Raw genomic sequence first — 13,389 nt, 5'->3', positions numbered from 1 at the left:
AGCGACATCCACCCTACGGGTTAGGACGCAGTCCCGTCGTAGGTTGGCGCCAAGCGCAGCGCGGCCCAACATTGGAGTTCGACCGAAACACGATGTGTTGGGCTTCGCTTCGCTCTGACGGAGCGCCGCCCGCACCAACCTACCGGAGCCCCGCCACTCCCACGACGATCAGCACCACCGACACCAGCTTCGTCGGTGTCAACGCTTCTCCCAGCAAGAGGAATCCCAGCAGCACCGTGCCCAGGGTGCCGATGGCCGTCCAGATGGGGTAGGCGATGCTCACCGGCAGCACGCGCATGGACAGGGTCAGGAACCAGATCCCGGCCACCGCGGCCACCACCACCAACACGCTGGGCCAGGGCCGGGTGAAGCCTTCGGCGTACTTCATGCCCATGGCGAAGAGCACTTCGAAGAACGCCGCTACCAGCAGGAATATCCAGGCCATGGCCGCCCCCTTAAAAGGATTCCGCCAGGTCCGCCAGGGTCCGCTCGGCACGCTGGTAGGACTGTTCGAACGCCTCGCCACCGAACTCGTCGTTCTCCACCGCTACCACCGTGATGTCGGTGATGCCGATGTAACCCAGCACCGTGCGCAGGTAGGCGTCGGCATGGTTCATGTGGGCGTTGGCGCCGCCGGGGCTGTAGCCGTGATCGCCACGGGTGGTGATGATTAGCGCCTTGCGGCCCAACACCAGCGGGGTATAGGGATTGCCCTGCTTGTTCGGGTCGAAGTCGAAGGTGCGGCGAATCCGCACGATCTGGTCGACCCAGGCCTTGACCCCGCTGGGCACGCCGAAGTTGTACATGGGCGCGGATATCACCAAGCGGTCCGCCGAGAACAGCTCGTCCACCAGCAGGTCGCTCACCGCCAGGTCCGCCTTCATCACTTCGGTGCGCGCCTCGGGCTCCGGATGGAAGGCGGCGGCGATCCAGCCTTCGCTAACGGCGGGAATGGTCACCCGTCCCACTTCGCGACGCAGCACCTGAGCGTGCTCCTGCCGCGCCTGCCACGCCTTGAGGAAGGACTCTTGCAGACGACGGGAATGGGAGCGCTCGCCACGCGGGCTGCCTTGCACGGAAAGAATGGTACTCATCTCAATCTCCTTGATGACTGTGCTTCCAGAAGCACATGAATTGGCGGAAACTCAGGCCCTAAGCTAGTTACGCCAACCATTTCGGACAAATGAGGATTAGTTCATTTGGATGAATTGGATTCACCCATGGAGCTTTTCATGTTTTCCAACCTGCCCCTGACTGCCTTGCGCACCTTCGAATCCGCCGCTCGCCTTTCCAGCTTCAAGGCCGCCGCCGAAGAGCTCGCGGTGACGCCCACGGCCGTGTCGCACCAGATCCGCGGCCTGGAAAGCTGGCTGGGGGTGCCACTGTTCGACCGCCTACCCCGCAGCGTGCGCCTGACGGCTTGCGGCCAGCGCCTGTTCGGCAGTCTCCATGGCGCCCTGCTGGAGGTCACCCAGACCCTCGACCAGCTACGACCGCAACGCAGCAGCGGCAATCTGACTCTGTCCACCACGCCGGCCTTTGCCGCGCTCTGGCTGATCCCGCGACTCGGCCGGTTCTACGCTGAGCACCCAGAAGTCAGCGCGCGCCTGGATACCAGCAACAGCCTGATCGACCTGCACCAGGACGCCAGCGTCGACTTCGTGATCCGCTACGGCACGGGCACTTACCCCAACCTGCACAGCCAGTGCCTGCTGGACGAATGCTTCGGCGTCTATGGTTCCCCCACCCTGGTGGCCGGACTCGGCAAGGAACTGCCGACGCTGATCACGGTGCGCTGGCGCAACGCCCTGCTCTACGAACTGGGCTGGAAAGCCTGGTGCCAGGCGGCTGGAGCGGAACACCTGCTGGCAAGCGCACCGCAGCGGGAATACGACGAGGAACACTACGCCCTGCAGGCTGCCATCGCAGGCCAAGGCCTGGTGCTGGCCAGCTCGATCCTGGTTTCGGAAAGCCTGGCCAGTGGCCTGCTGGTGCCCTTCCGGCAAGAAATCAGCGTGGCCGGCGCGGGCTACTCGACCCTTTGCGTGCCGGGCCGCGAACGACACCCGCCGGTAAAGGCCTTCTTCGACTGGTTGAGTCGGGAAGTTGGGTGAGCGGTGTGGGGCGCACAAATTGTAGGGGCGAATTCATTCGCCAAGGACTGCGCAGCAGACCCTGCCCGGGAGGGCAGACCTTCGGCCTGCTTGGCGAATGAATTCGCCCCTACAGGAAAAGCGCCCCTCCAAATCGAACAAAATAACGAACACAAACACCGCCACGACAAGCCTTAACGGCCGTAGAATTGCCTTCTACCACCAACATCGTTAATATTGTGTTCATTATGTTGAACACACTGCTTCACCCCTTCCACTTCGCCCGCCTCGCGTCCCGCGAGCGCCACTGGACCGGCGACCTGTAGCCCCTCCCCCTTTCCTCATTGCAGTGGAAGCGTCGGGCGCGCCCCGATATTCCAGGTTCAGGATTTCCTGCAAACACGTCGTTCGCCTCCGGGCGAAGGGCCCTGCATGCCCAAGGGAGGGCACCATGCGTTCCTGGTTCTATCTGTTGGCCGCGATTCTTTTTGAAGTCGTCGGCACCACTTCGATGAAGTTCGCCGCCGAGCACGCCCCCGTGTTCGGCTACCTGCTGATGTACGGCCTGATCGGCCTGTCGTATTTCTTCCTGTCGCTGGCAATCAAGCGTGTGCCGGTCGGTGTGGCGTACGCCCTCTGGGAAGGCATTGGCATCGTGCTGATCACCCTCGTCAGTGTGACCTGGCTAGGCGAGAGCATCGGGCTGTACAAGGCGCTCGGCCTGACGGTGATGATCACCGGCATCCTGCTGATCAAATCCGGTACCCGTGCTGCACCCGAGGCCCGCGGCCAGGAGGTGCTGGCATGAACGGCGTGATCTGGATTCACTTCGCCTGGCTCGGCGCCGCCATCGCCCTGGAGGTGATGGCCAACGTGCTGCTGAAGTATTCCGACGGCTTCCGTCGTCGTTTGCAGGGGGGTGCGGCGATTCTCTGCATCCTGATGGCCTTCACCGCACTGGCGCAGGCAGTACGCGGCATCGACCTGTCGCTGGCCTATGCCATCTGGGGCGGTTTCGGCATCCTCGCCACCGTCGCGGTGGGCTGGACGCTGTTCGGCCAGCGCCTGGTGGGCCGTGGTTGGCTTGGACTGGGATTGCTGCTGGCGGGGATGGGGTTGTTGAAGCTGGCGTGAAGCTCGGAAATGGCCCTGTAGGGTGGATCACGCTTCATCGATCCACCATGAGTGTTGAGCCTGGCCACGCTGGTGGATGTAAAAAGCGACATCCACCCTACACACCGTGTTCGTAGGATGGCGTAGAGCGAAGCGAAACCCATCGGCCCTGAACGAAATTCCCAGCGGTCCGCAGCCCCGCTTGTTGGGTTTCGTGCCTCTACCCAACCTACATAATTGCCCGGCCACTTCGCCCGCCAAAAATTCCGGGCAAAAAAAGGGGCGACCATCTGGTCGCCCGCCCAATCATTCCGGGAGAGGAATGTCAGAAACGCTTGTGTCCGCATCACGCAAGATTCAGACAGGACCCTTTTTACGCTCCGATGCCTCACCGGACCATTCAACGATGGTCTAACTCTCGTCTTTGCCCAATCCGTGCAGCTTCAATTTGTTGGCGATGGTGGTATGGGAAACCCCAAGCCGTTTGCCCAGCAGGCGGCTGCTCGGATGCTCGGCGTAGAGCCGTTCCAGCACCGCCTTTTCGAAGCGACCGATGATCACGTCCAGCCCGCCGTCCAGTGAGAAGTCGCCCAACGGCTGCGGCGCGCCGTAGTCCGGCAGGCGGATATGTTCGGGACGGACGGTACCGCCGTCGCACAGCGAAACCGCCTGGAACAGCACGTTCTCCAGTTGCCGCACATTGCCCGGCCAGTGGTAGTGGCCGAGTTTGTCCAGCACCTGCGGCGCCAGTTTCGGCAGGCTGCAGCCGATCTGCCGACTGGCCGAATCGAGGAAGTGCTCCACCAGCGGCGGCAGGCCGTCCAGGCACTCGCGCAACGGCGGGATGTGCAGCGACAGCACGTTGAGGCGGTGGTAGAGGTCCTGGCGGAATTCGCCCTTGGCGCAGAGTTCGGACAGGTCCACCTGGGTGGCGCAGATCACCCGCACATCGAGGTAAACCTCTTCATCGCTGCCCACCCGACGGAAGCAGCCGTCCTGCAGGAAGCGCAGCAGCTTGGCCTGAAGGCGCGGGCTCATCTCACCAACGCCATCGAGGAACAACGTGCCGCCAGCGGTGAGTTCCAGAAGACCGAGCTTGCCTTCCGGTCGGGCACCCTCGAAGGCGCCGGGGCCGTAGCCGAACAGTTCGGTCTCGGCCATGGATTCGGGCAGGCCGGCGCAGTTCAGCGCCATGAAGGGCGACTGCCCGCGTGGGCTGGCCAGGTGGCAGGCGCGGGCCAGCAGTTCCTTGCCGGTTCCGGTCTCGCCCTCGATCAGCAGCGGCGCGTCCAGCGGCGCCATGCGCCGGGCTTCGCGGACCACCGCGGCCATCACCCTGGAGCTCTGGAAGATGCTGTCGAAGCCTCGCAGTTCATGCTTGCGCACGTTGTAGATGCGCTCGCCAACACGGTCGGCGCGATGCAGCGTCAACACCGCGCCAGCCAGGGCTTCGCTTTCATCGTGCTCGGACTGCAGCGGCGCGATATCGGCGAGGAAGGTGTCGCCCTTGACCTTGATGCGCAGCCCATTGATCCGGGCCTTGTTGGCCCGCACCAGTTCGGGCAGGTCGAAGTCCTCGACATAACGCGCCAACGGAATTCCCGGCACCTCGTCCACGCGCACGCCGAGCAACTGCGCAGCCGCGCGATTCGCGGCAACTATGGAGCCGCCCATATCGATGGACAGCACCGGGAAATCCAGCGCACCCAGCAGTGCGTTCAGCTCCAGATGGCGGCGCTCGCTGGGCATCAGTCCCACGCGCTTGACGCCGAACACGCCCGGAATGGCTTCGAGCTTCGGCCGCAGCGACTGCAGCTGCAGGTTGATCATGTTCGGACAGAGCAGGTAGATGGCATTGCCCTGGTCGCCGCCGACTTCACCGCGATTGACGTTGATGCCGTAATCGACGAGAAGGTTGAGGATGTCGCGGAGGATTCCCACGCGGTTCTGGCAATGGACTTTGATACGCATCAGACACCCCTGGGTCGGGTTTTTCCGTGGGTAATCGACGAAAGAATCCGTTCTCGACCCTACTTTTCCGTCAAGAATATGTGACATATCGCCGCTCAGACAAGGCGATATCTGGCCTCCCTGCCGCTACTGTAAAAATTTCCTTACGATTTGACAGTCATACCAGGGGCTATGCATGCCCCGCCCCTGCTGCGTTGTGGCCCAGTCTGCGCTATCGATATGGCAACACAACAACGAAGCCCCATCCCCAGGAGGCCGAATGAAAACGACGCAGTACGTGGCCCGCGAACCCGATGCCAACGGTTTCATCCACTACCCGGAAACCGAGCATCAGGTATGGAACACTCTGATCACCCGCCAGTTGAAAGTGATCGAAGGCCGCGCATGTCAGGAATATTTCGACGGCGTCGAGCAGCTCGGCCTGCCCCATGACCGCATCCCGCAACTGGGCGAAATCAACAAGGTGCTCCAGGCGACCACCGGTTGGAGTGTGGCCCGCGTTCCGGCGCTGATCCCCTTCCAGACCTTCTTCGAGCTGCTGGCCAGCCAGCAATTCCCGGTGGCCACCTTCATCCGCACGCCGGAGGAGCTGGACTACCTGCAAGAGCCGGACATCTTCCACGAGATCTTTGGCCACTGCCCGCTGCTGACCAACCCCTGGTTCGCCGAATTCACCCACACCTACGGCAAGCTCGGCCTCAAGGCCACCAAGGAAGAACGCGTCTACCTCGCCCGCCTGTACTGGATGACCATCGAGTTCGGCCTGATGGAAACCTCGCAGGGCCGGCGTATCTATGGCGGCGGCATCCTCTCCTCGCCGAAGGAGACGGTCTACGCTCTGTCGGGTGAGCCCGAGCACCAGGCCTTCGACCCGCTGGAATGCATGCGCACCCCCTACCGCATCGACATCCTGCAACCGCTGTATTTCGTGTTGCCGGACCTCAAGCGCCTGTTCGACCTGGCCCATGAAGACATCATGGCGCTGGTGCACAAGGCCATGGGCATGGGCCTGCACGCGCCCAAGTTCCCGCCGAAGCCGAAGGCTGCCTGACGCTTTTCGTAGGTTGGCGCAGAGCGCAGCGAAGCCCAACATTGCCGGTTTGCTGGCCGCGCTCGTTGGGCCTCGCAGGCTCGGCGCCAACCTACAGAACCCCTTAACTGGAGAACCCTAATGACCGCCCTGTCCCAAGCCCATTGCGAAGCCTGCCGCGCCGACGCACCGCTGGTATCCGACGAAGAACTGGCCGTACTGATCAAGCAGATCCCCGACTGGAACATCGAAGTGCGTGACGGCGTCATGCAGCTGGAGAAGGAATTCCGCTTCAAGAACTTCCGCTATGCCCTGGCCTTCACCAACGCAGTGGGAGCCATTGCCGAGGAAGAAGGTCATCACCCAGGTCTGCTGACCGAGTGGGGCAAGGTCACCGTGACCTGGTGGAGCCATGAGGCCAAGGGCCTGCATCGCAACGACTTCATCATGTCTGCCCGTACCGACCAGGTCGCGGAGACCGCCGAGGGCCGTAAATGAGCCATTTCGCCAAGGTAGGCCGGGTGCCCGGCGATCCCATCCTCGGTTTGATGGACGCCTATCGCCTGGACCCCAACCCGGCCAAGATCGACCTTGGCGTGGGCGTCTACAAGGACGCCCGGGGCCTGACGCCCATTCCCCATGCGGTGAAGCTCGCCGAGCAGCGCCTGGTGGATACCGAAACCACCAAGACCTACATCGGCGGCCACGGTGACGCGGCCTTCGGCCGACTGCTGCTGGACCTGGTGCTGGGTACCGGCAACTCGCTCGAGGCTGCAGGCCGCGCCGGTGCTACCCAGACTCCGGGCGGCACCGGCGCACTGCGTCTGGCGGCGGAGTTCATCGCCAGCAACCTCCCTGGCCGGGGCGTGTGGCTGAGCGATCCTACCTGGCCGATCCACGAAACCATCTTTGCCGGCGCCGGCATCGCGGTCCATCACTACCCCTACGTGGATGCGGCCAACCGCCTGGACGTGAGCGCCATGCTCGCAGCCCTGGAGCAGGTGCCCAACGGCGACGTGGTGCTGCTGCACGCGTGTTGCCACAACCCCACCGGCTTCGACCTTGCCCAGGACGACTGGCGCAAGGTGCTGGAAGTGGTCAAGGCGCGCGAACTGTTGCCGCTGATCGACTTCGCCTACCAGGGCTTCGGTGATGGCCTGGAAGAAGACGCCTGGGCCGTACGCCTGTTCGCCGAGGCGCTGCCGGAAGTGCTGGTCACCAGCTCCTGCTCGAAGAACTTCGGTCTCTACCGCGAGCGTACCGGCGCGCTGATCGTCTGCGCCGCCGACACCGAGAAGCAGGCCGACGTGCGCAGCCAGTTGGCCTTCCTCGCCCGCAACCTGTGGTCCACCCCGCCGGCCCACGGCGCCGCAGTGGTTGCCACTATCCTGGGTGACGCCACGCTCAAGACCGAGTGGATGACGGAACTGGAAATCATGCGTTCACGCGTCGCAGAACTGCGTGCCGGCCTGGTGGAAGCCCTGCAGCCCTATGGCCTCGCGGATCGTTTCGCGCACATCGGCGCGCAACGCGGCATGTTCTCCTACACCGGCCTCTCGCCTGAACAGGTGGCCCGCCTGCGTGCGGAGTTCAGCGTTTATATGGTGAGCACCGGACGGGCCAACGTCGCCGGGCTGGATCACAGCCGCATCGCTGACCTGGCCGCCGCCATCGCCAAGGTCTGCTGAGCAAAACACCCGGCTCCACTGAACCTGTAGGAGCGAGCTTGCTCGCGAAGCTCTTGAGCCCGACCTTTCGCGAGCAAGCTCGCTCCTACACATAATCCAAATCAGCTCTACTCCGGCTGCTGGCCACCCATCCGGCGGCTGATGGCCTCAGCTGCCCGGTGCAGTCGTTCAGCGGCTGAGCTGTCGGTGTCGGCGCGGAACACGCTGGCGGCACCGACAACGGTGATCACACCTGCGAGCTTGTTGCCGGTGGCGAACAGCGGTGCAGACAGGGCGTTCACTCCCGGCATCAGCAGGCCGTGTACCGGATGCATCCCGGTGGCGCGGATCTGTGCCATCTGTTCCTGCAGTTCGACAGTGCCGGGCGCATCCGGCAGGGCCATTTCCTCATCGCGCAGGAAGGCGGTTTCGCCCTCCGGCAGGTAGGTGTTGAACACCATGCCGGTGGACGAACCGAGCAACGGCAGCACCGAGCCCACCTGGGTGACCAGCGTCACCGCACGCAGCGCCTGCTCGACATGCACGACAGTCGGCCCCTTGTTGCCCCAAACGGCGAGGAAGCAGGTTTCGTTGAGCGCATCGCGCAATTCCACCAGGTGCGGCATGGAGACCTTCACGACGTCCAGCCGTCCGATGGCGGCCAGCCCTACCAGCAGCGCTTCGCGGCCGAGGCCATAGTGGTTGGTGGTGGCGTCCTGCTCGGCGAAACCGCTGGCGATCAGCGCCTGCAGGTAACGGTGCACCTTGCTCGCAGGCATCCCGACATGCTCGGCCAGTTTCGACAGCGAGGTGGCCGGTGCCAGCTCCGCCAGCCCCTTGAGGATGTCGGTCCCCACTTCCGCGGCCTGCACCTTCTGCCGGCGTGGTGCGCCTGCGCTGTCGTTGTCGTTCGTCATGTCCTGGCCTTGGTCGGTGTGGAGGGCGCTGTTATAGCTTGACCCCTTTTTGCTTTCAAATTACGTTATGCGTAATCAAATTACAAAAACAGCGAGGTCGCCATGGTCTCCCCCACGCAGCTCACTTACCAATCCGGTTTCGATAACGAGTTCAGCAGCGAAGCGCTGCCGGGCGCCCTGCCCATTGGCCAGAACTCGCCGCAGAAAGTGCCCTATGGCCTTTATGCCGAACTGCTTTCCGGAACCGCCTTCACCGTTCCGCGTAGCGAAGCCCGGCGCACCTGGATGTACCGCATCAAGCCCTCGGCCAATCACCCGCAATACCAGCGTCTGGAGCGCCAGATCGCCGGCAATCGCCTGGGGCCGGTGACGCCCAATCGCCTGCGCTGGAATCCGCAGGACATCCCCGCCGTGGCCACCGACTTCATCGACGGCCTGCTGACCATCGCCGCTACCGCCGACGCCGAACAGGCTTCGGGCGTCAGCGTGCACCTGTTCCGCGCCAACACCTCGATGCAGCGGGTGTTCTTCAATGCTGACGGCGAGCTGCTGATCGTTCCCGAGCACGGCCGCCTGCGCATCGCCACCGAGCTGGGCCTGCTGGACGTGGAACCGCTGGAAATCGCGGTGATCCCCCGTGGCATGAAATTCCGCGTCGAACTGCTGGACGCCACTGCCCGTGGCTACATCTGCGAGAACCACGGCGCCGCGCTGCGCCTGCCGGACCTCGGCCCCATCGGCAGCAACGGCCTGGCCAACCCGCGCGACTTCCTCGCCCCGGTGGCGCACTACGAAGACATGGACACACCGGTCACCCTGGTGCAGAAGTTCCTCGGCGAACTCTGGGCCACCGAGCTCGACCACTCGCCGCTGGACGTGGTCGCCTGGCACGGCAACAACGTGCCCTACAAGTACGACCTGCGCCGATTCAACACCATCGGCACCGTGAGTTACGACCACCCGGACCCGTCGATCTTCACCGTGCTCACCTCGCCCGGCGAAACCCATGGCCAGGCCAACGTCGACTTCGTGATCTTCCCGCCGCGCTGGATGGTGGCCGAGAAGACGTTCCGTCCGCCGTGGTTCCACCGCAACCTGATGAACGAGTTCATGGGCCTGATCCAGGGCGCCTACGACGCCAAGGCGGAAGGCTTCTCCCCGGGCGGCGCCTCCCTGCACAACTGCATGAGCGCCCATGGCCCGGACAACGCCACCACCACCGGTGCCATCGCCGCCGATCTGAAACCGCACAAGATCGACAACACCATGGCCTTCATGTTCGAGACCAGCCGCGTGCTGCGCCCCAGCCAGTACGCGCTGGAATGCCCGCAGCTGCAGAGCGACTACGATGCATGCTGGGCCGGCATGGCCAAGACCTTCGACAAGGGCAGGATTTGATATGACCCAAGCAGACAACCGCCGTAGCTGGATCAGCTCCGCCAACGGCCACCCGGATTTCCCCCTGCAGAACCTGCCGCTCGGCATCTTCAGTCCGGCCGGCGCCTCGCCGCGCGCCGGCGTGGCCATCGGCGACGCCATCTTCGACCTCAAGGTCGCCGCTGATGCCGGCCTGTTCAGCGGCGAAGCGGCCGAAGCCGCGCTGTCCGCTAGCGGTGACAGCCTCAATGCCTTCTTCGCCCTCGGCGCCTCGGCCCGCCGCGCCCTGCGCACCCAGTTGCAGGACCTGCTGGCCGAAGGCAGCAGCGCCCAGGAGCGCCTGGAAGCCATGGGCCAGGCCCTGCTGCCATCCGCCGCCACCTGCCAACTGCACCTGCCAGCCAAGGTGGGCGACTACACCGACTTCTATGTGGGCATCCACCACGCCAACAACGTCGGCCGCCTGTTCCGTCCGGACAACCCGCTGCTGCCGAACTACAAGTACGTGCCCATCGGCTACCACGGCCGTGCGTCCACCGTCTGTGTGTCTGGTACGCCGGTGCGCCGCCCCATTGGCCAGACCATGCCGCCGGGCCAGGAAGTGCCGAACTTCGGTCCCAGCAAGCGACTGGACTACGAACTCGAACTGGGCATCTGGATCGGCCAGGGCAACGAGATGGGCGAATCCATCGCCATCGCCGACGCCCAGCAGCACATCGCCGGTTACTGCCTGCTGAACGATTGGTCCGCCCGTGACGTGCAGGCCTGGGAATACCAGCCACTTGGCCCCTTCCTGGCGAAGAACTTCGGCACCACGGTGTCGCCCTGGGTGATCACCGCCGAAGCCCTGGAACCCTTCCGCGCTGCGCAGCCGGCCCGCCCTGAAGGCGACCCGCAACCGTTGCCGTACCTGCTGGACGAAGCGGACCAGGCCAAAGGCGCCTTCGACATCCAGCTGGAAGTGCTGATCCTCACCGCGACCATGCGCGAGCAGGGCCTGGCACCCCACCGCCTGGCGCTGAGCAACACCCAGAACATGTACTGGACCGTGGCGCAGATGGTCGCCCACCACAGCGTCGGCGGGTGCAAGCTGCAAGCCGGCGACCTGTTCGGCTCCGGCACCCTCTCCGGCCCGGAACCCGAGGCCTTCGGCAGCCTGCTGGAGAGCACCTTCGGCGGTAAGCAGGCGATCAGCCTGCCGAGCGGCGAGCAGCGCACCTTCCTGGAAGATGGGGATGAAGTGATTCTGCGTGCGCGTTGCCAGCGGGAGGGATACCCCGCCATCGGCTTCGGCGAATGTCGCGGCGTGCTGCTGGCGGCACGCTGAGATGAAAAAGGGGCAACCGATTGGTTGCCCCTTTTATTTCTAGCGGTGGCTCTTGCCGTCGTTCTTGCTCGAAGACGCCTCAGCTCGATCGCGGCCGTGGGCGTTGTGATCGCCTGGCGTGGTCTCGGACACGGCACGTGCGTTGGCCAGGCCGCGACTGTCCTTGTCCCGGGCAACGGCGGATGTGGCATAGCCATGGCCATTGTCATCGTTGCGCAGGCTGCCGTAGCGGTTGCCCTTGTCCTCGCCATTGCGGGTAGCCTTGCCCGTGTGGTCGGCGCTCTTGCCGTAGCCGTGGCCCTTGCCGTCGTGGCTGCCGGCATGCCCGCCGCCAACGCCGCCACCGAAGCCGCCGCCATGGCCACCACCGTGTCCACCGCCATTGCCACCCCCATTGCCGCCGCCGTTACCGCCGCCATTGCCACGGGCATAGGCGGAGTCGATCAGGGATGCGCCGCCGGGCAGCACGGTACCCGCCGCAAGGACCATCGCACAGATCGCCGCGGCCAACAGGGTTTTCTTATTGATCAATTTGGAGCCTCCACGGGCTTTCTTTCACGGTATGCCGTGAGACTTTGAAGGCGCGCGCCGGTTCAACGTCGGACGACAAGTGGAGACGCCCATGGGCAAAGGGTTTCCGCGCTTTGAACCGGTTCATGTTTCCGACAGATCGCAGCAGCGGATTTTCTGCAATAGTTGCGGCACTCACCCCTGCTTTCGCAGTCCATCGTCACAGGGAAATGTCCTTCATGGAGGCCACGGAAATGACCAGAACCCGCACGCTAATTGCCAGCCTGACCAGCCTTGCGCTGATCACCGGCTCACCTGCCCTGCTCGCGGACCCGGGCAAGGGCAAGGGGCACGACAAGGGCAACTCGAGTTCTTCGCAAGGCAGCAATTGGTCCGGCGGCCCACAGGTGGATATCGGCGGTATCCGCATCATCCTCGACGACAATCGCGACTACTGGGGTCCGGCCCAGGCCCTGCCGCCGGGTATCCAGAAAAACCTGGCACGCGGCAAGCCACTGCCCCCGGGGATCGCCAAGAAACTGGATGGTCGACTCGTCAACCGCCTGCCCCACTACGAGGGTTACGACTGGGTCCGCGCCGGCACCGACCTGATCCTGGTCGCGGTAGCCACCGGGATCATCTACGAAGTGCTGCAGGACGTGATGGATTGAGAATCCACCCCCTCTCCCGCAAAGGAAGAGGGGAAATCCTGCCCAATCTGTGGGAGCGAATTCATTCGCGAAATCCCCTCACTCCGCGTATCTATCTGATTTAAAAGAACTTCACACACTATCAACAGTTTCGATGATCCCTATCGTGTGTGTTCACTTTTTAATCAGCCCCCCGTCCGTAAGATTGGCTCCGTACCCGGTTTCCAGCCCCACCCGAGGAGCCCACGATCATGAAAACTCAAGCCTTCGCCGCCCTGTTCATCGCCGCCCTGAGCACCAGCGCTTTCGCCCTGCCCTCCGCCAACCAGCCGGTACTCGGTGAGTCGAAGGAAGGCAGCAGCATCCAGGTCATCGAGCCGGTTGCCGTCGTAGCTGGCTTCAAGGTCCGTGACCGCGTACCCAAAAGTGGTGCCGACCGCACGGGCGCCAACCGCGTTGCCGAAGGTGGCTCTGACCGCACCCAAGGCTTCCAGGTCGCTGAAGGCGGTTCCGACCGTACCAACGCCCTGCGCGTCGCCTGACCGCAAACTGCAAAACCTCAAAGCCCGGCAAATGCCGGGCTTTGTGTTTTCTGTAGGGGCGAATTCATTCGCCAAGCAGGCCGCAGGTCTACCCTTAGACTTCCGAGCGGCTCCCAACGTCCCTCACCCCCAGCCCCTCTCCCAGAGGGAGAGGGGAGCAGGTCGCGCCCAAGCCGGCCCGCGTACCTCCTT

Annotated in this window: 15 protein-coding genes; 10 read left to right on the top strand and 5 right to left on the bottom strand. The window is 63.9% G+C overall.

Features of this window, described 5'->3' with window-relative positions:
- Positions 1 to 139: 139 nt before the first annotated feature.
- Entirely contained in the window at positions 140 to 445 is a 306-nt protein-coding gene (locus tag MnOB_RS18820; protein ID WP_077525753.1) for a DMT family transporter, read from the bottom strand.
- 10 nt (positions 446 to 455) lie between these two features.
- Positions 456 to 1,094: an FMN-dependent NADH-azoreductase gene (locus tag MnOB_RS18815; protein WP_077525752.1), complete on the bottom strand. Its 639-nt coding sequence runs from the start codon at positions 1,092 to 1,094 to the stop codon at positions 456 to 458.
- A gap of 138 nt (positions 1,095 to 1,232) precedes the next feature.
- Between MnOB_RS18815 and MnOB_RS18810 the strand changes: the two genes are divergently transcribed.
- The 3 genes from MnOB_RS18810 to mdtI all read left to right on the top strand — a co-directional run bounded on the left by MnOB_RS18810 (position 1,233) and on the right by mdtI (position 3,227).
- The gene (locus MnOB_RS18810) at positions 1,233 to 2,114 is read left to right on the top strand and encodes a LysR substrate-binding domain-containing protein (RefSeq protein WP_077525751.1); all 882 of its coding nucleotides are present in this window, start codon (positions 1,233 to 1,235) and stop codon (positions 2,112 to 2,114) included.
- A 430-nt stretch (positions 2,115 to 2,544) separates the two neighbouring features.
- Entirely contained in the window at positions 2,545 to 2,901 is a 357-nt protein-coding gene (locus MnOB_RS18805; protein ID WP_077525750.1) for a multidrug/spermidine efflux SMR transporter subunit MdtJ, read from the top strand.
- A complete protein-coding gene (gene mdtI / locus MnOB_RS18800; protein ID WP_077525749.1) occupies positions 2,898 to 3,227 on the top strand; it encodes a multidrug/spermidine efflux SMR transporter subunit MdtI in 330 nt (109 codons plus the stop codon). The genes MnOB_RS18805 and mdtI overlap by 4 nt, the downstream gene beginning before the upstream one ends.
- Before the next feature lie 390 nt (positions 3,228 to 3,617).
- Here the strand turns inward: mdtI and MnOB_RS18795 are convergent, their stop codons facing one another.
- Positions 3,618 to 5,177, bottom strand: a complete 1,560-nt coding sequence (locus tag MnOB_RS18795; protein WP_077525748.1) for a sigma-54-dependent transcriptional regulator — start codon at positions 5,175 to 5,177, stop codon at positions 3,618 to 3,620.
- 259 nt (positions 5,178 to 5,436) lie between these two features.
- Here MnOB_RS18795 and phhA point away from each other — a divergent pair, with 259 nt between their 5' ends.
- The 3 genes from phhA (at position 5,437) to MnOB_RS18780 (ending at position 7,895) form a co-directional block, all read left to right on the top strand.
- Positions 5,437 to 6,228, top strand: coding sequence for a phenylalanine 4-monooxygenase (phhA, locus tag MnOB_RS18790; RefSeq protein WP_077525747.1), 792 nt, complete (start codon positions 5,437 to 5,439; stop codon positions 6,226 to 6,228).
- A gap of 120 nt (positions 6,229 to 6,348) precedes the next feature.
- Positions 6,349 to 6,705: a 4a-hydroxytetrahydrobiopterin dehydratase gene (locus MnOB_RS18785; protein ID WP_077525746.1), complete on the top strand. Its 357-nt coding sequence runs from the start codon at positions 6,349 to 6,351 to the stop codon at positions 6,703 to 6,705.
- On the top strand, positions 6,702 to 7,895 hold the full coding sequence (locus tag MnOB_RS18780) for an amino acid aminotransferase (protein WP_077525745.1): 1,194 nt from the start codon (positions 6,702 to 6,704) through the stop codon (positions 7,893 to 7,895). The genes MnOB_RS18785 and MnOB_RS18780 overlap by 4 nt, the downstream gene beginning before the upstream one ends.
- 107 nt (positions 7,896 to 8,002) lie before the next feature.
- Here the strand turns inward: MnOB_RS18780 and MnOB_RS18775 are convergent, their stop codons facing one another.
- Complete coding sequence (locus tag MnOB_RS18775) at positions 8,003 to 8,791, bottom strand: IclR family transcriptional regulator (protein ID WP_077525744.1); 789 nt, start codon at positions 8,789 to 8,791, stop codon at positions 8,003 to 8,005.
- A gap of 102 nt (positions 8,792 to 8,893) precedes the next feature.
- Between MnOB_RS18775 and hmgA the strand changes: the two genes are divergently transcribed.
- Together hmgA and fahA are read left to right on the top strand one after the other, a co-directional pair.
- On the top strand, positions 8,894 to 10,189 hold the full coding sequence (hmgA, locus tag MnOB_RS18770; RefSeq protein ID WP_077525743.1) for a homogentisate 1,2-dioxygenase: 1,296 nt from the start codon (positions 8,894 to 8,896) through the stop codon (positions 10,187 to 10,189).
- A 1-nt stretch (position 10,190) separates the two neighbouring features.
- A complete protein-coding gene (gene fahA / locus MnOB_RS18765) occupies positions 10,191 to 11,495 on the top strand; it encodes a fumarylacetoacetase (RefSeq protein ID WP_077525742.1) in 1,305 nt (434 codons plus the stop codon).
- Between the two features lie 39 nt (positions 11,496 to 11,534).
- Here the strand turns inward: fahA and MnOB_RS29060 are convergent, their stop codons facing one another.
- Positions 11,535 to 12,026, bottom strand: a complete 492-nt coding sequence (locus MnOB_RS29060) for a hypothetical protein (RefSeq protein ID WP_234358290.1) — start codon at positions 12,024 to 12,026, stop codon at positions 11,535 to 11,537.
- A gap of 233 nt (positions 12,027 to 12,259) precedes the next feature.
- Here MnOB_RS29060 and MnOB_RS18755 point away from each other — a divergent pair, with 233 nt between their 5' ends.
- Both MnOB_RS18755 and MnOB_RS18750 read left to right on the top strand, forming a co-directional pair.
- Positions 12,260 to 12,676 carry an anti-virulence regulator CigR family protein gene (locus MnOB_RS18755; RefSeq protein WP_077525842.1) on the top strand — a complete coding sequence of 139 codons (417 nt, stop codon included), beginning with the start codon at positions 12,260 to 12,262 and terminating at the stop codon, positions 12,674 to 12,676.
- A 230-nt stretch (positions 12,677 to 12,906) separates the two neighbouring features.
- Positions 12,907 to 13,197 carry a hypothetical protein gene (locus tag MnOB_RS18750; RefSeq protein WP_077525741.1) on the top strand — a complete coding sequence of 97 codons (291 nt, stop codon included), beginning with the start codon at positions 12,907 to 12,909 and terminating at the stop codon, positions 13,195 to 13,197.
- Positions 13,198 to 13,389 lie beyond the last annotated feature (192 nt).

Origin of the sequence: Metapseudomonas resinovorans (genome assembly GCF_002003485.1) — a bacterium.
GTDB lineage: Bacteria > Pseudomonadota > Gammaproteobacteria > Pseudomonadales > Pseudomonadaceae > Metapseudomonas > Metapseudomonas resinovorans_D.
Note: the sequence above shows the minus strand (reverse complement) of the source record. Positions and strands in the feature narration are given on the sequence as shown.

Coding starts and splice junctions, on each gene's coding strand:
- MnOB_RS18775 (WP_077525744.1), bottom strand. CDS start 8,791: ATGACGAACGACAACGACAGCGCAGGCGCACCACGCCGGCAGAAGGTG.
- MnOB_RS18780 (WP_077525745.1), top strand. CDS start 6,702: ATGAGCCATTTCGCCAAGGTAGGCCGGGTGCCCGGCGATCCCATCCTC.
- fahA (WP_077525742.1), top strand. CDS start 10,191: ATGACCCAAGCAGACAACCGCCGTAGCTGGATCAGCTCCGCCAACGGC.
- MnOB_RS18820 (WP_077525753.1), bottom strand. CDS start 445: ATGGCCTGGATATTCCTGCTGGTAGCGGCGTTCTTCGAAGTGCTCTTC.
- MnOB_RS18795 (WP_077525748.1), bottom strand. CDS start 5,177: ATGCGTATCAAAGTCCATTGCCAGAACCGCGTGGGAATCCTCCGCGAC.
- mdtI (WP_077525749.1), top strand. CDS start 2,898: ATGAACGGCGTGATCTGGATTCACTTCGCCTGGCTCGGCGCCGCCATC.
- MnOB_RS18750 (WP_077525741.1), top strand. CDS start 12,907: ATGAAAACTCAAGCCTTCGCCGCCCTGTTCATCGCCGCCCTGAGCACC.
- MnOB_RS18755 (WP_077525842.1), top strand. CDS start 12,260: ATGACCAGAACCCGCACGCTAATTGCCAGCCTGACCAGCCTTGCGCTG.
- MnOB_RS18805 (WP_077525750.1), top strand. CDS start 2,545: ATGCGTTCCTGGTTCTATCTGTTGGCCGCGATTCTTTTTGAAGTCGTC.
- phhA (WP_077525747.1), top strand. CDS start 5,437: ATGAAAACGACGCAGTACGTGGCCCGCGAACCCGATGCCAACGGTTTC.
- MnOB_RS18810 (WP_077525751.1), top strand. CDS start 1,233: ATGTTTTCCAACCTGCCCCTGACTGCCTTGCGCACCTTCGAATCCGCC.
- MnOB_RS18815 (WP_077525752.1), bottom strand. CDS start 1,094: ATGAGTACCATTCTTTCCGTGCAAGGCAGCCCGCGTGGCGAGCGCTCC.
- hmgA (WP_077525743.1), top strand. CDS start 8,894: ATGGTCTCCCCCACGCAGCTCACTTACCAATCCGGTTTCGATAACGAG.
- MnOB_RS18785 (WP_077525746.1), top strand. CDS start 6,349: ATGACCGCCCTGTCCCAAGCCCATTGCGAAGCCTGCCGCGCCGACGCA.